17 protein-coding genes are annotated in these 16,674 nt (G+C 64.5%); 11 read left to right on the top strand and 6 right to left on the bottom strand.

Going from position 1 to position 16,674, the window contains the following annotated elements; genetic code table 11:
* Positions 1-45: 45 nt before the first annotated feature.
* The gene (locus CK226_RS28125) at positions 46-429 is read left to right on the top strand and encodes a hypothetical protein (protein ID WP_095793565.1); all 384 of its coding nucleotides are present in this window, start codon (positions 46-48) and stop codon (positions 427-429) included.
* 301 nt (positions 430-730) lie between these two features.
* On the opposite strand, the gene CK226_RS28120 is transcribed toward CK226_RS28125, so the two are convergent.
* Both CK226_RS28120 and CK226_RS28115 read right to left on the bottom strand, forming a co-directional pair.
* Positions 731-1,666: a hypothetical protein gene (locus CK226_RS28120; protein ID WP_095793564.1), complete on the bottom strand. Its 936-nt coding sequence runs from the start codon at positions 1,664-1,666 to the stop codon at positions 731-733.
* A gap of 120 nt (positions 1,667-1,786) precedes the next feature.
* A complete protein-coding gene (locus CK226_RS28115; RefSeq protein ID WP_095793563.1) occupies positions 1,787-2,680 on the bottom strand; it encodes a LysR family transcriptional regulator in 894 nt (297 codons plus the stop codon).
* Between the two features lie 103 nt (positions 2,681-2,783).
* Between CK226_RS28115 and CK226_RS28110 the strand changes: the two genes are divergently transcribed.
* Both CK226_RS28110 and CK226_RS28105 read left to right on the top strand, forming a co-directional pair.
* Complete coding sequence (locus tag CK226_RS28110) at positions 2,784-3,542, top strand: SDR family oxidoreductase (protein ID WP_095793562.1); 759 nt, start codon at positions 2,784-2,786, stop codon at positions 3,540-3,542.
* Between the two features lie 124 nt (positions 3,543-3,666).
* Complete coding sequence (locus CK226_RS28105; protein WP_095789312.1) at positions 3,667-3,879, top strand: 4-oxalocrotonate tautomerase family protein; 213 nt, start codon at positions 3,667-3,669, stop codon at positions 3,877-3,879.
* A gap of 253 nt (positions 3,880-4,132) precedes the next feature.
* Here the strand turns inward: CK226_RS28105 and gcvA are convergent, their stop codons facing one another.
* On the bottom strand, positions 4,133-5,044 hold the full coding sequence (gene gcvA, locus CK226_RS28100; RefSeq protein ID WP_095793561.1) for a transcriptional regulator GcvA: 912 nt from the start codon (positions 5,042-5,044) through the stop codon (positions 4,133-4,135).
* 214 nt (positions 5,045-5,258) lie between these two features.
* Here gcvA and CK226_RS28095 point away from each other — a divergent pair, with 214 nt between their 5' ends.
* The 3 genes from CK226_RS28095 (at position 5,259) to CK226_RS28085 (ending at position 7,621) form a co-directional block, all read left to right on the top strand.
* Complete coding sequence (locus tag CK226_RS28095; RefSeq protein ID WP_095793605.1) at positions 5,259-5,441, top strand: DUF1127 domain-containing protein; 183 nt, start codon at positions 5,259-5,261, stop codon at positions 5,439-5,441.
* The gene (locus tag CK226_RS28090) at positions 5,438-6,328 is read left to right on the top strand and encodes an NmrA family NAD(P)-binding protein (protein ID WP_095793560.1); all 891 of its coding nucleotides are present in this window, start codon (positions 5,438-5,440) and stop codon (positions 6,326-6,328) included. Before CK226_RS28095 ends, CK226_RS28090 begins: the two co-directional genes overlap by 4 nt.
* 198 nt (positions 6,329-6,526) lie before the next feature.
* Positions 6,527-7,621, top strand: coding sequence for a KamA family radical SAM protein (locus CK226_RS28085; protein ID WP_095793559.1), 1,095 nt, complete (start codon positions 6,527-6,529; stop codon positions 7,619-7,621).
* 7 nt (positions 7,622-7,628) lie between these two features.
* Here CK226_RS28085 and CK226_RS28080 read toward each other — a convergent pair whose 3' ends face one another.
* Genes CK226_RS28080 through CK226_RS28070 form a run of 3 tightly spaced genes read right to left on the bottom strand, consistent with a single transcriptional unit; the run spans position 7,629 to position 12,853 of the window.
* Complete coding sequence (locus CK226_RS28080; RefSeq protein WP_095793558.1) at positions 7,629-8,267, bottom strand: 4'-phosphopantetheinyl transferase superfamily protein; 639 nt, start codon at positions 8,265-8,267, stop codon at positions 7,629-7,631.
* A gap of 3 nt (positions 8,268-8,270) precedes the next feature.
* Positions 8,271-8,696 (bottom strand): GNAT family N-acetyltransferase, encoded by a 426-nt coding sequence (locus CK226_RS28075; RefSeq protein WP_179296016.1) that lies wholly within the window; start codon positions 8,694-8,696, stop codon positions 8,271-8,273.
* A gap of 26 nt (positions 8,697-8,722) precedes the next feature.
* A complete protein-coding gene (locus tag CK226_RS28070; RefSeq protein ID WP_095793556.1) occupies positions 8,723-12,853 on the bottom strand; it encodes a Pls/PosA family non-ribosomal peptide synthetase in 4,131 nt (1,376 codons plus the stop codon).
* Between the two features lie 422 nt (positions 12,854-13,275).
* Between CK226_RS28070 and CK226_RS28065 the strand changes: the two genes are divergently transcribed.
* The 5 genes from CK226_RS28065 to CK226_RS28045 all read left to right on the top strand — a co-directional run bounded on the left by CK226_RS28065 (position 13,276) and on the right by CK226_RS28045 (position 16,597).
* Entirely contained in the window at positions 13,276-13,524 is a 249-nt protein-coding gene (locus CK226_RS28065) for a DUF680 domain-containing protein (protein ID WP_095793555.1), read from the top strand.
* A gap of 53 nt (positions 13,525-13,577) precedes the next feature.
* Entirely contained in the window at positions 13,578-13,799 is a 222-nt protein-coding gene (locus CK226_RS28060; RefSeq protein WP_095793554.1) for a DUF680 domain-containing protein, read from the top strand.
* Positions 13,800-13,911: 112 nt separating this feature from the next.
* A complete protein-coding gene (locus CK226_RS28055; RefSeq protein WP_095793553.1) occupies positions 13,912-14,883 on the top strand; it encodes an MBL fold metallo-hydrolase in 972 nt (323 codons plus the stop codon).
* Positions 14,884-15,059: 176 nt separating this feature from the next.
* Positions 15,060-15,539: a tetratricopeptide repeat protein gene (locus CK226_RS28050; RefSeq protein ID WP_095793552.1), complete on the top strand. Its 480-nt coding sequence runs from the start codon at positions 15,060-15,062 to the stop codon at positions 15,537-15,539.
* A gap of 536 nt (positions 15,540-16,075) precedes the next feature.
* Positions 16,076-16,597, top strand: a complete 522-nt coding sequence (locus CK226_RS28045) for a DoxX family protein (RefSeq protein ID WP_095793551.1) — start codon at positions 16,076-16,078, stop codon at positions 16,595-16,597.
* Positions 16,598-16,674: the final 77 nt, after the last annotated feature.

The raw sequence follows: 16,674 nt of genomic DNA, 5'->3' as shown, positions 1-16,674 counted from the left end.
CATAAGGGTAAGCGATCAATGTAGCAACTTGCGAGGGAGGAAACGATGATCGAATTCGTAAACAGCGACGGGCTTACGTCATCTATAAATCCTAGAAATTTGGTTCAGCTTTTGTATGTCGACAGACATACGTCAAAGTCGGGGACCAGCATAATTTGTAGCAATTGGAGCGATGAAACGGCCGAGGCGGCCGAAGTTATCGCCGCGCGAATAATGACCCAGGCAAGAATTGTGACTTTTCGCCTATTTGTGGGTGGGAAGGCTTCAATTCCTACGTGGTTCAATGCTGACGCCATTGTTGAAATACATGAAACGAAAACCGGTCATTGCGCTATCATTGCGGAAAATGGCACGTTCACACTTGTCGCCGAGACCTACCAGCAGGTCCTCGCGGCCCTTGGGGCGGCAACGGTGATCTTATCCTCGTGACGTAGCAAGAAGGTCGAGGCTGTCCCACTCACGAACCCCTCGCTTTGGTCTACCTCCAATTTTGCGAGCACTGAACTAGATGAGAATGGGGGGCCGTCGAAGGGGGTTCATCGAAAACCTCATTCGACCAGCCAAGAGGTTTAGGTACAGAGTGAAGCCTACTCCTTTGGAATCTGGGGCGCCATTGTCGAAGTCCGGGTACCAACGCTCGGACCACTATGAATGTGTCTCCCGGCCAACCCGGTCTTTGAAAGTGATTGGTTTTGTCACCGAGCAGCGGGCCTTGCCTATCGCCCCCAACTCAAGACCCCTGGCCGAACCGGAGCAGTGTGAAGCAATCGCCGCTGCCCGACTTCGCCTGCGACAACACCGGCTTCGAGCGATCGAGCCATTCCTGGTGCGACCTGGCATCGGCCTCGATCGCATTGACCGGGGCCGCGCCGATGAAGCCACGCCCTTGGCTGAACAGCCAGCAGGCGCGGGCCAGATGCTGCCTGGAGCGCTGGCGCAGCAGATCGGCATCGTAGAAGATGTCGAGCACCTCCCGCTTGACCCGGCTCTCCTTTTCCGGGTCGGCGACCGCTGCCTCCGGCGGATCGCCGCCGATCGTGTCCCGCAGGTCCTTGTAGTCGAGGGCGAGCTGGGTGGTGGCGTATTTGATCTCGCTCTCGTCGCGCACTATGTCGAACCACAGCCTGGAATCCAGCTCGTTGACGACGAAAGAGGATTCGAAATCGCGCGACAGGTTCAGCACCTCGAAGTCCGCGAGATCGACGTCTCGCTCGACCAGCAGGATCCTGGCCGCCTGTTTGCCGAGCTCTGTCCCGTGGAGGCTGACGGCGGTGTTCTTGCCGCCAAGCTGGGGGCTGAGATAGGGTCCGCCTTCATCCAGCAACTCGTCGAATTCTTCCAGCGACTGCATCACCGGCGCGCCGCGGGCAATGCGCGCGGCGAGTTTGGCGAGAACCTGCTGCAGCTCGGTCTCGCGCCGGCGCTGGTCCTGATAGTTCTGCTGGAAGAAGAAGATGAACAGCGACACGCCGATGCCGATCAGGATCACGCCCAGCTGTGAGAAGATGTTGCGATAATATTCGAGCAGCTTTTCACGATGGCGCACGTCGTTGCGCACGCTGTGGGCGACGCCAAGATTGACGATCAGCGACAGGATCAGCAGCCCGGTGCCGACCAGGATGAGGCCGCCAATGAGGAGGTAGCCATGACCCGTGCTGAAATCCATCCGCTTATCCCAAGACCCCGCGCAGAATACCGCTATTTTGCTTCAATACCTATGGTTTCGTCGGCGATGGGGTCGATGGCGGCGAGAGACCCATGATGGGCACGACCGATGGCCGCATCCCTACAGATTGGCCTCGGCGAAGATGTGCGCGGCCCAATCGAGGAAGACGCGCAGGCGCGGCGAGAGCTGGCGGTTCTGCGGGTAGAGCGCCGATAGCCGCGTCGGCGAGGGCGGGCAGTCGGCCAGCACTTCGACCAGCGTGCCCTGGGCAAGGTCCTTCTCGAAGCGATAGCGCGGCGCCTGGATGAGGCCGAGGCCGAGCCGCGCCAGATCGGCGGCGGTGTCGGAATTGTTGGCGGCGACGCGGCCCGGCAGCCTGATCTCGCGGGTCTTGCCGTTGACGGTGAATTCGAAGGGCAGCACCTCGCCGGTGCGCGACGAGACGAAGCCCACGGCCTGATGGCCGTCGAGCGCGTCGGGGGAGGCGGGCACGCCGTAACGTTCGAGGTAGGCGGGGCTGGCGCAGGTCATCTCGCGGATCATCCCCAGCCGGCGCATGATCATGCCGCTGTCGGGCGGCTCGCCGACGCGGATGACGCAATCGACGCCCTCGCGCACGAGGTCGACCAGCCGGTCGCTCTGGCCGATCTGCAGGTCGATGCGGGGGTAGCGCGCAAGAAACTCCGGCAGGCGCGGCAGCAGGAAGGTGCGGGTGAGCAGCGTGCTGGCGTCGATGCGCAGCAGGCCGAAGGGCTCGGCCTTGCGGAAGGCGGCTTCCGCGTCCTCGATCTCGGCCAGGATCGACAGGCAGCGCCGGTAATAGGCCTCGCCGTCCTGCGTGGCGTTCACCTGCCGCGTCGTCCGCTCCAGCAGACGTGCGCCGAGATGTTCCTCGAGCCGGCGGATCGCTTCCGTCGCGGTTGAGCGCGGCAGGCCGAGATCGGCGGCGGCAGCGGTGAAACTGCGCCGCTCGAGCACGCGAACGAAGAGCCGCATCGTGTCCAGGCGATCCATGGCCTTTGTTCGCAGTTTCCGAATAGTGATGTCAAGTGACGGCTGATTATCCAAAAGGAGGCTGCATCTATATCCGTGTCACCAGCAACACGGAGAGACTCCCATGACAAACCAGCAGACAAAGACGGGCGACCCAATCAGAACCGCGATCGTGACCGGCGCTTCCAAGGGCATCGGTGCGGCGATCGCGCAGCGGCTCGCCCGCGACGGCTTCGCCGTCGTCGTCAACTATGCACGGGGCCGCACCGAGGCCGAAGCGGTCGTCGGCGCGATCGAAGCCGAAGGCGGCAAGGCGATCGCCGTGCAGGCCGACATCGCCGACCCCACCGGCATCGCCACCCTTTTCGATGCCGGCGAAAAGGCGTTCGGCGGCGTCGACATGCTGGTCAACAATGCCGGCATCATGAAGCTGTCGCCGATCGCGCAGACCGACGATGCGTCCTTCGACGCGCAGATCGCGGTCAATCTCGGCGGCGTGTTCCGGGGCATGCGCGAGGGCGCGAAACGCCTTCGCGAGGGTGGCCGCATCGTCAATTTCTCCAGCAGCGTCGTCGGCTTCCTGCAGCCGGGCTACGGCGTCTACGCCGCCACCAAGGCGGCCGTCGAGGCGATGACGCATATCCTGGCCAAGGAGCTTGGCGGGCGCCGCGTCACGGTCAATGCCGTGGCGCCCGGCCCAGTCGAGACCGCGCTGTTCATGGACGGCAAGAGCCCGGCGCAGATCGAGGCCATCGGCAAGATGATCCCGCTCGGCCGGCTCGGCCAGCCCGATGACATTGCCGGCGTGGTCTCGTTCCTGGCCGGGCCGGACAGTGGCTGGGTCAACGGACAAATCATCCGTGCCAATGGCGGGGCGATCTGAGGAGGCTGACATGCAACGGACAATCCTGATCACCGCGTGCGCGCAACTCCTGGAACGGATCGGCCTTGCCGACCTGCTCCGTCCCAAAGCCTGAAAACCCAATCCCTACAGAAAGGAAACGATCATGCCATTCGCCAACATCAAGCTGCCGCAGGCGGCACTCTCCAAGGCGCAGAAGGAAGACCTGATCCATCGGACCACAGCCATGTTCGTCGACTTTTTCGGCGAAGGCGTGCGGCCCACCACCATGGTGCTGGTCGAGGAGATCGCCGACGGCGGCTATGGCCGGGCCGACGAAGTGTTCGTCATACCGGAAGCCTATCGCGCCAAAGAGTAGGCGCGCGCGCTGCCCCCACCCCGCTGCTTCGCAGCGACCCTCCCCACAAGGGGGAGGGTGAGGAAGCGCCTCGTCCGCCCATGCGATAGTGCTCTTCTGGAGATGTGGCAAAAGGCGGGCTTTCTACCTCCCCCTTGTGGGGGGCCGAAGGACGGGCGAGACCCGCGGCTCGCCCCACTGGACCGAAGGTCCGGGTGCTGGCGCTACCCTTGGAAGACTTGTGTTCCTCACCCAAGAAGGGGCGAGATCAACCTCAATCCCTCCTGGACATTCCGACCCAGTCAGCCGCCACCTCGGCAAACAGCCAGTCGCGGAACGCCCTGATCTTCTTCTGTCGCAGCGCGCCGTCGGGATAGACGAGGTAGTAGCTGGCCGCCGATTTCAGCGCGAGGTCGAAGGGCCGCACCAGCCGCCCCGCCGCGAGGTCGGCCGAGACCAGCGCGCTGCGGCCGAGCAGCACGCCTTCGCCATGCACGGCGGCCTCGACGGCGAAGGTGGCGGAATCGAAGCGCACGCCGCGCTTGGGGTCGATGCCATCGACACCGGCCTGTTGCAGCCATGTCGCCCAGTCGATGCGAAAGGCGTCATGGATCAATTTGTGGTGCCTGAGGTCCCCGGGCCGGCGCAGCGGATGCTCGCCTTGCAGCAGTTCCGGGCTGCAGACCGGGAAGACCTCCTCGTCAGCGAGAAATTCCGCCGTCACGCCGGTGTATCCGCCCTTGCCGTAGCGGATGGCGATGTCGATGCCGTCGCTGACGAAATCGGCCAGCACGCCCGAGGTCGCCAGCCGCACGTCGATATCGGCATTGGCGCGGTGGAAGCGATGCAGCCTCGGCACCAGCCAGCGGCCGGCGAAGCCGTCCGACGTCGAGACGCTCAGGATGCGCGTCGAGCGGTCGGGCGTGGCGGCGATGGTGGCGGCGGCGATCCGGTCGAGCGCCTTGCCGACCTCGACCGCATAGGCCGCGCCCACGGCGGTCAGGCGCACGGATCGCGTTCCCCGATCGAACAGCTGGATGCCGAGCCTGTCCTCGATGTTGCGGATGGCGCGGCTGACCGCGCCATGGGTGAGGTTGAGCTCGTCGGCCGCCTTGGAAAAACTCAGATGCCGGGCGGCGGCGTCGAAGGCGGGCAGGGCGGTGAGGGGCGGCAATCTGCGCGGCATGATCTCGACCTGTGAGCGTTGCTCACAAATCCTGCATAAAGAGTCGTTTGTCGTCCAGCCCGGAAATGCCCAATATCAGGGCGTACCGCATCGATGTCGACCTTTTCCGGTTCTCCGATGCGCTGAAAGACCAACGATATGTGTGAGCGATCGTCATGCTCGCCCGATGGGCGGCACCGGCACGTTTGCGCCCTACGAATATAGGAGACAGACAATGACCTCGACCCTTGGACCCATCGGCGCCGCGTTGAGCGGCCTTGCCACGCGCAGCACGGCGGCATTCGAGCGCCGCCGCGTGCTGCGCCGGATTTCCCGGTTTTCCGACCGCCGCCTGCAGGACATTGGCCTGGAGCGCGACTGGGACGGTTCGATCTTGCACAATGGGAGGGGGATATGACCAGCACCCTGATCATCGGCGCGACGGGGCTTCTGGGCAGCGAAATGGCCAAGGCCAGCGCGCGCAATGGCGACAGCCTGCATGTCCTGGTTCGGGCAGCCACCTCAGGCAATGAAGAGCGGATGCGGCCGCTCAGGGAATTGGGCGCGACGGTGCATGTCGGCGATCTCGACGATTATGACAGCCTTGTGCGAGCCGTCGGCAAGGTCGACCGCGTCATCAGTTCGGTGCATGTCGGTTCGGCCAGCGAGATGACGCTGGTGCGCGCCGTCAGGGATGTCGGCGTCTCCCGCTTCGTGCCCTCCGCCGGCTTCGGCCTCGACTTTGCCGCCGCCGCCGCCGGCACGATCGCGCCGCTCGACGTCAAGAGGGCCGTGTTCGACGCGGTCAGGGAGGCGGATCTGCCTTATACGGTGATCTACACCAACGGCTTCTTCTCCACCTGGGTGGCGACGCTGGGCGACCTGACGCGCTTCGGTTCGGCCGTGCTGCCGCCTGATGAGGTGACGCTCTATGGCGACGGCAACGTGCCGGCGACCTTCGTCAGCGAGAAGGATATCGCCGCCGTCACCATGCGCGCGCTGGAGGACCCCAATGCCGTCCGCCGCGAGATCCGCATCGCGCGAAACAGGATCACGCAGGGCGCGATGATCGATCTGTGGCATCGGGTCAGCGGCCGCTCGCCGCGCGTCGTGAAGATGAGCGCGCAGGAGCTAGAGGCGTTGATCGCGGCGGTCCCCAGCCTCGGTCTGCTGCGGGCCTTCTGGATCCGTGGCGAGACCGCGCTTGAAACGGACACTCCGGAGGCGGGTGCGCTTTATCCGGAGCTGAGGTTCGAGAGCATTGAGAGTGCTTTTGTGGCGATGGCGGCGGGAACGGCTGTGTGATCAGGTTGTGTGTCACGAACCTGGTTCTGCAAGCCTTGCGCCAGGCCCCCACTGGACCGAGGTTCCGGGTGGGGTCTGCGCGGCGCTGCAACACCTAGGTTCCTCCCCCCATGCCGCAAGACAATCTGCGCCAAGCGCGGTTGTTGACGGAAGCCTACTTACGGCCGATAGGTCCGCGCGACCACTCCGAGACCTGCAATGACCGACCTCAAAGATGCAACCCGCGCCCCCGACTGGCAGGACGATGTCCGCCAGGGCGTGCGCCATGTGCGCGACCTTGATTGCCTGCCGCTGTCGCCGGCCGAGCGCGCAGCAGCTCAGGCGGCGGCCGCGCTGCACAAGGTGCGTGCGCCAAAAGCCTATCTCGACCTGATCGACTGGAATGACCCGGCCGATCCGATCCGAGCGCAAGTCATCCCGTCACTGGGCGAACTGGAGGAGGTGGAGGGCGAGCTTGGCGATCCGATCGCCGACCATGAGTTCAGTCCGGTGCCGCGATTGACGCACCGCCATGCCGACCGGGTGCTGCTGTTCCCGACCTATCAATGCGCGGTCTACTGCCGGTTCTGCTTCCGCAAGGAATCGCTGACCTCGATCGGCCGCGGCTATACGCGCGAGGCGCTCGAGCCGGCGCTGGCCTATATCGCGGATCATCCCGAGATCCGCGAGGTGATCCTGACCGGCGGCGACCCGCTGTCGCTGCCCGACAAGGCCCTGGCCGAAATCTTCGCGCGCATCGAGGCGATCCCGCATGTGCGGCTGCTCCGCATCCACACGCGCGTGCCGGTGGCGCTGCCGTCGCGCATCACATCAGGGCTGGTCGCTGTGCTGCAGGGCCGGCTGATGGTCACGGTCGTCACGCATTTCAACCACGCGCGGGAGATCACGCCCGCGACCGAGGTGGCATGCCGGATCATGCGGCAGGCGGGCTTCGTGCTGCTCAACCAGAGCGTTCTGCTCAAGGGTGTCAACGACAATGTCGAAGTGCTGGAGGAGCTCTGCCGCGAGCTGATGTACCGGCTGGGCGTAAAACCCTACTACCTGCACCATGGCGATCTGGCGCGCGGCATGGCGCACCGGCGCACCACGATCGCGCAGGGCCAGGCGCTGGTGGAGGCGCTGAGGGCACGCCTGTCGGGCATCTGCAATCCCGTCTATGTGCTCGACCTGCCGGAAGGCGGCGGCAAGGTGTCGCTCGGGCCATGTCCTATCGAGGGCCGCGAAGGGGACACCTGGCGGATACGCGGCCAGGACGGCGTGGTGAGGACCTATCGGGAGATCGTCGGCGAATAGATCGGCGCTATTGCCCGACAAACGCCAACACGACCACGCGCGGGGCGACGCAGTAGGCGAGGCTGAGCATGCGGCCGGTCTTCGTCGTCGCGCGGCCGGCGTCGAGGTCCACGGCGATATCCTCGTAGCCCAGCACCTGGCGATCGAGCGGAAAGGCCGCCTTGTAGACCGCCTCCTTGGCGGCAAACAGGATGCGGCCGGCAAGCCGCGGATCCGCCGCGCCGGTGCGATCCGCGCCGGTTGCAACGATCGCGAAAATGTCGTCGGGCAAGGGTTCGGCGGGCTCGACGTCAATGCCGAGAGAGACGATACCGCCGACAGGCGCGACCGCCGCGACGGCCATGTCGTCGTCATGGGCGAGCGAGCCAATTATCCCGTCCGGCCAGACCGGAGCGCCGGATGGCGCGCGTGGGATGGCGAGGTCGCTGATGCCGGCATCGGCCAGCAGCCGGTGCGCGATCCAGCGGGCGGCGCCGCTGGCGCGCCGCATGGCCGGCCGGCGCGCGGGGATGGAGCGCGCTTCCTCGGGCAGCAGATGGGTCTCGTCCGCATGGCCTATCACCCGGCATCCGGTCAGGACATTCCGGGGCGCGATTGCCGCCATCGCCTCGGCCAGCGCGGCTTCAGGGGAGGGCGGCCGGGTCAATGGTCATCCCTTCGCCAGGACGAGGTCGGCGATCATTTCTCCGTCCTCGTCGAGCCCTTCTTCCACGAAACCGGCGGTGCGATAGAGCTGGCGTGCCGCTTCATTCTCCGGTTCGTAGCAGATCGAGACGTGCCTGACGTGACCGAGCCCGCCGATCTCGTGCAGCACCGCGCGCAACGCGGCCTTGCCGTAGCCTCTGCCCTGCCAGGCGCGGTCGATCATGAAGCGGTAGATGCGCGCCTCGTCGTCATCTTCCGGCGCGTCGTACATAAGGAAACCGACGAGGCGATCCCCGGCCATGATTGCGCGGGGCCGCGCGTCCTCGTCGGATTGGGACTCCTCCAGCGACTCTGCGTTGCCGGCGACAAAATCCATCTGCTCCGGCGCCAGTTCCAGCGACGCGACCAAGGCCCGATTGGCCTTGGTCACTGGGGCGAGACGGATTTCTCCGGCCTTCAAGCCGACGCCTTGGCGCCGTCATTCGTGACCGGGATCACGAAGCGATGCAGCTTGGCCGGGTTGCCGCGCCAGATCGAGTAGGGCTCCAGTTCCTCGCCCTTCATCACGAAGGAATCGGTGTCGGCCACCGATCCTTCGCCCATCACGACGCCGTAATGGACAAAGGCGGACGGTCCGAGCGTGCAGCCTTTGCCGATGCGGATATAGTCGGACTTGAACGCGCCTTCCTCCAGCGAGTGAGCCTGGATGACGCAGCCCTCGTTGAGCGTGACATCATCGCCGATCTCGACCAGGGAGCGCTCGGTGAGGTTGGCTCCGCCATCATAAACCCGCTTGCCGACCTTGACGCCCAGCATGCGCAGGATCATCGGCCGGAAAGGCGTGCCGGAGAACAGGCGCACGATCGGAGAATCGGCAAGCTTCCAATGGCGTTCGTGTCGCCAGAAGGCGACGTCGTAGATCGTCGTCATCTGCGGCTTCAGCCTGCCGAAGCCAAGGCTTGCCCGCTCGACAAAGATGTAGAACGGAATGGTGATCGCCGAGGTCAGGAGCACGGCGGCGAAGAGAGCGACTTCAGCCCATTCGGTGTAGTAGTTCAGCGCCCGGTCCCAGATCGCCAGCGTGGCGAACAGCATGACCCATTGCGTGGCCATGAACAGAAGGATCGTCACCGCGTTGTGCAGGTTCTTGTGCGGGATGCGCTGGCGTCGGTCCGCCTCGTCGACGCCGGCGATGAGTTCCTTGTCGCGATTGACCATGCGCGGGATTTCAAAGGCAGGCGAACCCAGCAGCCCGACATTCTCGCGCACCGGCCCATCGATGGGGATCATCACCTTGGTGCCAAGCAGGACGTTGTCGCCCGTGCGTCCATCCGGCGGGTAGTAGATGTTGTTGCCAAGATAGTTGCGTTCGCCGATGCGCGTCCGCTCGAGCCGGAACGCGGAGGCGGATTTGTGCATGTTGATCATGAACAGGCCGTCCGACACCATGGTCTCGGTGCCGATCTCGCACAGAAGCGGGTTTTCGTGCTGCTGGTTGGAGCCGAAATTGGAGCCGGTCTGCACCACCTTGTTGAGGTTCCATCCGATGGCGCGCATGTAATAGACGATTGCCGAACTGTCGCCGAACAGCAGCCCCAGCACGCGGGAATTGCTGGTGAACTCGGTGGCGGCCTGCAGCCAGTAGCGGAAGCCGTAAAGCGTGTAGGTGCGGCCGGGTTTCAGGATCACGCTGAGCAGGCGCGGCAGCACCGTCGCGGCGATAAAAGCCGTGGCGATATAGCCGAAAAGCGTGACCGTGGTGCCGACGGCGACCACGCCGATCGTCTCCTGATAGTCGTCGCCGACATTTTCCCAATAGCTGTGGAACAGCAGCGGCAGCGGGATGACAATGGCAAACAGCCCGATCAGCTGGACCGCCTCGAAGAGGAAGCGCCGGATGTCGGAAGGGTTTTCGTTGCGCACCTTGCAATAGTCCGCCGTGGTCGGCACGGCCGGCGAGCCATGCCAGTGTTCGCCATCGGGGATGCTTTGCCCGCGCTGCAGCGAGGACGAATGGCCGAGCTGGGCGCCGTCGCCGATCGAGGTGTCGATGTCGAGCGTCGAGCCGACGCCGACGAAGGCATCGCGGCCGATGGTCAGCGGTCCCATGTGGATGTAGCCGGACTGCGCGCGAAAGCCGAGGATCAGCGATTCCTTGCGCAGGATGGTGTTGGCGCCAATCGAGATCAGATCCGTACAGACAGGCACGGATTTGGATTCGATGACGGCGTTCTTCCCGATCCTGGTTCCCAGCATCTGCAGATAGAAGCTGTAGAGCGGGCTGCCGCGGAACAGCACGACAGGGGCGGTGCGGATCAAGGTCTTGACCACCCAGAAGCGGTAGTAACGCAGGCCCCAGATGGGGAACGCCTCTGCCTTCCAGCGGCCGACGAGTACCCATTTCGCCAGGACGGCAAAGCCCGTCATGCCGAAGAACACGCCGGCCGATAGCGCCACGCACCTGATATAGAGCTGCAGCGGATCGTCGAGCGTGTCATACATCCAGTTGAGGCCGATGTTGAGCGCCCACAGGCCCGCATAGCTGTAGACCGCGTAGAACAGCAACTGCGCCATTCCACAGGTCCAGTAGGCAAGATTCGATGCCTGGCGGGTGAAAACAGGCTCGTTGGCGGCGGTCGTCACCTCTTCCGAGACGCTCAGGTGCTTGGCCAGGCGCGCCACCGTCGGATGGAGATAGATGTCGCGCATGGACGTCGTCGCCCATTCCTTGCGAGTGCGCACGCGGGCGCAGAAATGCGCCATCAGCAGGGAGTTGGCGCCGAGATCGTCGAAGAAATTGTCCTCGACCGAGACCTCGTCGAATTTCAGCACCGCGGCCAGCGCGTCGGCCAGGAAACGTTCGTCGTCATTGCCGGGCGCAACCATCTCCCGGTCGGCGGAAAGCCGCACGCTTGTCGGCTTCGGCAACTGGCGAAGGTCCACCTTGTTGGAGACCGTCATCGGGATCGCGGGCAGTTCCTCGAGATAGGAAGGCACCATGTAGTCCGGCAGGCGACGCTTCATCGTCTGGGCGAGATCGGCGCGCGAGAGCGCCGGCTGGCCGGCCTTGGGCGCGTAATAGGCGACGAGTTCGACGCGGCCGGGCTCGATCTCCCAGGTGGTGACGGCCGCCTGCGCGATCTCCGGCTGGTCCAGCAGCACCGCCTCGATCTCGCCGAGCTCGATGCGATAGCCGCGGATCTTGACCTGGGTGTCGATGCGCCCGGCATATTCGATCTCGCCATCGCCGTTGATCCGGCCAAGGTCGCCCGTGCGGTAGATGCGCTGCGACGGGTTGTTCGGCAGGCCGATGAAATCGGCGATGAACTTCTGTTCCGTCAGGTCTTGCCTGTTGAGGTAGCCGACCGCGAGCCCGATGCCGGCAATGCCGATCTCGCCCAGTTCGCCAGGCTCGGCCAGTTCCGGCAGCGACGGGTCGAGGATGACGATGGAATAGGTGGGCAGTGGCGCGCCGATGGTGACGGGCTTGTCCGGCGTCAGCGCGCCCATCGTAGCCGTGACGGTCGCCTCGGTCGGGCCATAGGTGTTGAGGATCTGCCGGCCCGGCGTCGACCAGCGCACCACCAGATTGTGCGGGCAGGCCTCGCCGCCGACCAGCAGCGTGCGCAGGCTGGGCACATCCGATGTCATCGACGACAGCAGCGTCGGGCTGCAGGCCATGCAGGTGATTTCATGATACCGCAGGAAATCCGCCAGTTCCTCGCCGACGAGCGGCATCTGGCCGGGCGCGGGCACCACGGTCGCGCCGGCGACGAACGGCACCCAGATCTCCTCGGAGGAAAAGTCGAAGGCAATCGTCATGCCCTGGTAGACGCGATCGCCCGGCCTGTAGCCGTAGGATGCGGCGGCCACCCGGATGAAGTTGACGAAGCTCTGGTGCCGGATGGCCACGCCCTTCGGCCTGCCGGTCGTTCCCGACGTGTACAGGATGTAGCAAATGTCTTCCGCCAGCGCCTTTTGCGGCTTCAGCGGCGCGCTGGACTGTCTGGCGATCTCGGCGGCGGCGCTGTCGATCAGCACATGGGGGACCGGCAGTTGGTCGGCCCGCGACGCATAGGTGGCGATGGTGACGATCAGGCTGACGCTGGCGTCTTCGATGATGAGCGCCATGCGCTCTTGCGGAAAGGCGCTGGCCAGCGGCACGAAGGCGGCCCCCGCCTTCACGACGGCAAGCAAGGCGACATAGGTCTCCGCCGACCGGTCGAGAATGAGCCCGACCCGGTGGCCCGGCCGCACGCCGCGCTTGATCAGCACACGGGCGAACTGGTTGGCGCGGCTGTCCAGCTCCTGATACGTCCAGACATTTCCGTCGGAGATCACCGCCGGCAAGGTGGCGAATGTTGCGGCGAGCTCTTCGAAGAACGCGTCGAGCCGCTCGTCGGGCTGGCCTGCGCGGGCGAAATCGGCGCCGGTCAGAATCTGGGCATGCGCGGCCCGCTGAGCGGCCCTTACAAGGGTATCGACGCCCGCCAGGCCATTTTGGGCCAGCCCGGTTTCGGGGTCCGCGCCCGGTCGTGCCGTGTCCCTGTCCAGGCTGGCAAAGTCGACACCGTAATCCATTTCCATACTTTCTCGTCCTGGCCGCGCATCGCCCGGCTGTTCATGCCGCCGTTCGAGCAGGCATTTTCGGCAGTGCCGCTGCTGCAATTTGACCCTTGTCGATGGCGGACCGAAAGTTCCGAAAAGGAAGTCCCCACAGTCCCCCGCGGGATGGTTATGCCATCCGATCTTTTCGCCAGTTTTTCCGAATTGTTGAAACTTGTTTCTGAATTGTGTCTGAGCGCTCCTCCTGCCTTGCCCTTGAAGGTCTTTTCCGGAGGTGATGCCGCCGCCTTTCACCCAGATCCTGTCTGGCCGCGCCCCTTGAATCCCCGCCTCTCAAAAAAATCTCACCACCCCCGGGAATAAAGCACCGGCTTGCCGGGTCTTCCCTTCAGCGGGGCCAATCCGGTCCGCGACGCGAAGAAACGAAACAAGGATTTACGAACATGACCAAGCTCGCTCTCAGCGTGGCCGCGATGTTGCTTGCCTCGAGTGCCGCCTTTGCCGGCAGCGACCATTTCGGCGCCGACACTGTCAATCAGCCTGTCGCTTCCGTCGACACCAATGCCACCGCCTCGATCCCCTACACTGCGCACCCGGCCGGCGTCGACACCAAGGTGACGACCGGGCCGAGCCAAGGTTCGGTCCAGGACATCATCAACCGGCACAACGACGAGGGTCTCTGGGGCCGCTGAGCGCCCCCGATCTTCGAACCCCTTCTCAAACCTCACAAACAGGAAGCACCGACATGAAAACCCTCGCTCTCACCGCCGCCGCCATCCTCGTGGCCACCACGGGCGTCTTTGCCGGCAGCGATCATTTTGGCGACCGCACCGCCAACCAGACGGCCGCCATGGTCGACAACACCCACACCGCCTCGATCCGCAAGGCCGACATGGTCCGGCACGGTGTCCAGGCGACAACGAAATCTGACGCGGACGAACCAGGCCAGGGCATCTGGGGCAACTGAGTTCTGGGTCCGGACCGCTCTCGAGGGTCCTGACCCAGCCCGCGATCAGGACGGAGGGCCATGTGGCGTGGCCCTCCGTCGCCCTTCCGCCACAACAACCCAGGAGACCACAATGTTCACCATGACACGCCGCACAGTGCTTCAATCCGCCGCCGCCGCTGCCGCTTTCGGCCTTGCCGCCAAGCTCGAATTCACCCACCCCGCTTTCGCGCAGACGCCGGTCGAGCCGACCGTCGGCTTCTACAAATACACGGTCGGCGACATCGAGGTCACCGCCATCTACGACGGCATCTGGAAGAAGCCGCACGACCCGGCCTTCATCAAGGATGTCTCGGTCGAAGACACCAAGGCGGCGCTTGCCAAGGCGGGGCTGACCACCGAGTTCATGCCCATCCCGCTCACCGTCGTCGTGCTGAAGATGGGCGGCAAGCTGATCATGATGGATGCGGGCTCGGGCGTCGGCCAGTGGCAGGCCAATGCCACGCACCTGCCGGCCAACATGGCCGCCGCCGGCATCGACTACAAGGCGATCGACACCATCATGATCTCGCATTTCCACCCCGACCATGTCTGGGGCCTGATGGAGAAGGGCACCAACACGCCGGTGTTCCCCAATGCCGAGCTGATCGTCAACGCCACCGAATACAATTGGTGGACCGACCCGAGCCGGCTGGCCAAGCTGCCGGAGGGCCGCAAGCCGGCGGGCAAGCGCATCGCCGAAAACTTCCCGAAATGGAAGAACTGGAAGCTGGTTCAGGACGGCGCGGAAGTGGCGCCGGGCATCCAGATCGTCGCCGCCCCTGGCCATACGCCGGGACATTCGGTGTACCTCGCCAATTCCGGCAAGGAGCAGCTGATGATCTCGGCCGACACCATGTATGTGCCGGCCCTGCTGGCGCCGCATCCGGAATGGCAGGGCGCCTACGACCAGGATGGGCCGACCGCGATTGCCACGCGCCACAAGATCATCGACCGCGTGATCGCGGACAATATCCGCATTTCCGGGTCGCATTTCCCGTTCCCCGGCACCGGCGTCTTCGTCAAGGACGGGAGTGCCTATGGCTTCTCTCCCGTTCAGATTTGAGACCGTTTGGAAACTCTACTCTGGCGGCCATCTGAAGGCGTTTTCTGCGCTTCCGGTGCTCACGGACCCGAACGTCCGCTCCGCTCCGGTTCTCGAAACCACCATCATATGACTCGCCAAAGCGAATTTCGAAACGGTCTCTCAACGCTAACGCACAAACCAAAGCGAGAAAGACAATGAAACAGCTTATTTTGGGCAGAAACGCCCTGTTCGGCCTGCTCGGCGCCATCGCCGTGCTGACCATCGTTCCCGTTGCAACGATCATGCCGGCCTATGCGGTGGATGATATCGAGGGCGCCGATGCGCCCGACCTCACCGCCGTCCAGGCCAAGATCGCCGCCAAGGATTACAAGGGCGCGCTGGCCGATCTGCGCGACCTCGCGCAGGACAACCAGCAGGCCGACGTCTACAATCTGCTCGGCTTCACGCTGCGCAAGACCGGCGACGTCACCACCGCGCTGACCTACTACAACAAGGCGCTGGAGCTGAAGCCCGACCACAAGGCCGCCCGCGAATATCTGGGCGAGCTCTATGTCGAGACCGGCGACATGAACAAGGCCAAGGAGCAGCTGGCCTCGCTGCAGAAACTCTGCCCCGCCGGCTGCGAGGAGCTTTCCGACCTGCAGAAGGCCATCGACACCAAGGTGACGCAGTAAGCGGTGACCCGTTCCAACTCCCCCACGGACGTGGCCATGAGCTTGGCCATGCATTGTCTTATGCTGCGTCGGTCGACCCCCACTCCGTCTCGGCTTCGCCGAGCCACTGCCGGGGCGAGCCACGGGTCTCGCCCGTCCTTCGGACCCCCCGATCGACGGGGTAGAGGAAAGGCGCCAGGCTTTTTGCCGGCAACGCTCGTCCGGCAATGCTCCCTTCCTTTCCCTCCGGAGGGGGAAAGGTGGCGCTGCGAAGCAGCGACGGATTGGGGGAACCACGTGGCAATCAAGCCTCGAGCTGGTCAGTCGCGGACTGGGGGAGAGGTGGCCGCCAAGCGGCCCGCGTTGGGGACTGGCACAGACCGATCCAGTCCCCCACCACCAGTTTGGGCGCTCGTGGCTGGCGCCCATTGCCGGAGCCGGCGCCTCTCCCTCGAGCCGGCTCCGGCCTTTTCGAAGATCAGACCCGTCAGGCGCCGTGCTTGCGCGCGTCCCACGGCGGGCGGCGCTTGCCTGCGCTCAAAAATTGGAGGCTGACCATGACACCGAACGAAATCGCCGCGAAGCTCACCGGCCTCGCCACGAAATACCACATCAGGGACGTGACACTGCTTGCCGGCCGCCTGCTCATGTCCTTCATCTTCCTGCATGAGGGCGTGACGCTGGCCACCCATTTCGAGGGTGCCGCCAAGGCGATGGCAGCACTTGGCGTCGGGCTGCCGCTGTTCGTCGCCACCATCGCGCTGCAACTGGGGGCAGGGCTCTCGGTGGCTTCAGGCCTGCTGACGCGGCTGGGCGGCATCGGGCTCGGCCTGTTCTGCCTGGCCACGGCCTTGCTGTTCCACGTCAACTTCGCCAGCCAGAACGAGCTGCTGCATTTCGAAAAGGACCTCGCCATATCAGGCGGCATGTTCGTGCTGGCCGCCGTCGGCGCCGGCCGGTTCTCGCTGGACTGGCTGCTGGCCGGGTATCTGCAAAAGCGCCAGCGCGACAAGGAAATGGTCAGGGCCTTGCTGGCCGTGGAGAACCAGTTCTCCGTGGATGTGCACCTGCCGGTTTGAGGCAGCAAGGCCGTCAGTATTGCGCTCGCTGGAACCAGTCCTGATCCCCCGCATTCTATTAGCGGAGGCTCAAGGAG

The sequence above is a fragment of the Mesorhizobium sp. WSM4311 genome, assembly GCF_002295115.1.
GTDB lineage: Bacteria > Pseudomonadota > Alphaproteobacteria > Rhizobiales > Rhizobiaceae > Mesorhizobium.
Note: the sequence above shows the minus strand (reverse complement) of the source record. Positions and strands in the feature narration are given on the sequence as shown.

Coding starts and splice junctions, on each gene's coding strand:
- CK226_RS28065 (WP_095793555.1), top strand. CDS start 13,276: ATGACCAAGCTCGCTCTCAGCGTGGCCGCGATGTTGCTTGCCTCGAGT.
- CK226_RS28125 (WP_095793565.1), top strand. CDS start 46: ATGATCGAATTCGTAAACAGCGACGGGCTTACGTCATCTATAAATCCT.
- CK226_RS28045 (WP_095793551.1), top strand. CDS start 16,076: ATGACACCGAACGAAATCGCCGCGAAGCTCACCGGCCTCGCCACGAAA.
- CK226_RS28120 (WP_095793564.1), bottom strand. CDS start 1,666: ATGGATTTCAGCACGGGTCATGGCTACCTCCTCATTGGCGGCCTCATC.
- CK226_RS28115 (WP_095793563.1), bottom strand. CDS start 2,680: ATGGATCGCCTGGACACGATGCGGCTCTTCGTTCGCGTGCTCGAGCGG.
- CK226_RS28070 (WP_095793556.1), bottom strand. CDS start 12,853: ATGGAAATGGATTACGGTGTCGACTTTGCCAGCCTGGACAGGGACACG.
- CK226_RS28105 (WP_095789312.1), top strand. CDS start 3,667: ATGCCATTCGCCAACATCAAGCTGCCGCAGGCGGCACTCTCCAAGGCG.
- CK226_RS28085 (WP_095793559.1), top strand. CDS start 6,527: ATGACCGACCTCAAAGATGCAACCCGCGCCCCCGACTGGCAGGACGAT.
- CK226_RS28060 (WP_095793554.1), top strand. CDS start 13,578: ATGAAAACCCTCGCTCTCACCGCCGCCGCCATCCTCGTGGCCACCACG.
- gcvA (WP_095793561.1), bottom strand. CDS start 5,044: ATGCCGCGCAGATTGCCGCCCCTCACCGCCCTGCCCGCCTTCGACGCC.
- CK226_RS28055 (WP_095793553.1), top strand. CDS start 13,912: ATGTTCACCATGACACGCCGCACAGTGCTTCAATCCGCCGCCGCCGCT.
- CK226_RS28090 (WP_095793560.1), top strand. CDS start 5,438: ATGACCAGCACCCTGATCATCGGCGCGACGGGGCTTCTGGGCAGCGAA.
- CK226_RS28110 (WP_095793562.1), top strand. CDS start 2,784: ATGACAAACCAGCAGACAAAGACGGGCGACCCAATCAGAACCGCGATC.
- CK226_RS28050 (WP_095793552.1), top strand. CDS start 15,060: ATGAAACAGCTTATTTTGGGCAGAAACGCCCTGTTCGGCCTGCTCGGC.
- CK226_RS28095 (WP_095793605.1), top strand. CDS start 5,259: ATGACCTCGACCCTTGGACCCATCGGCGCCGCGTTGAGCGGCCTTGCC.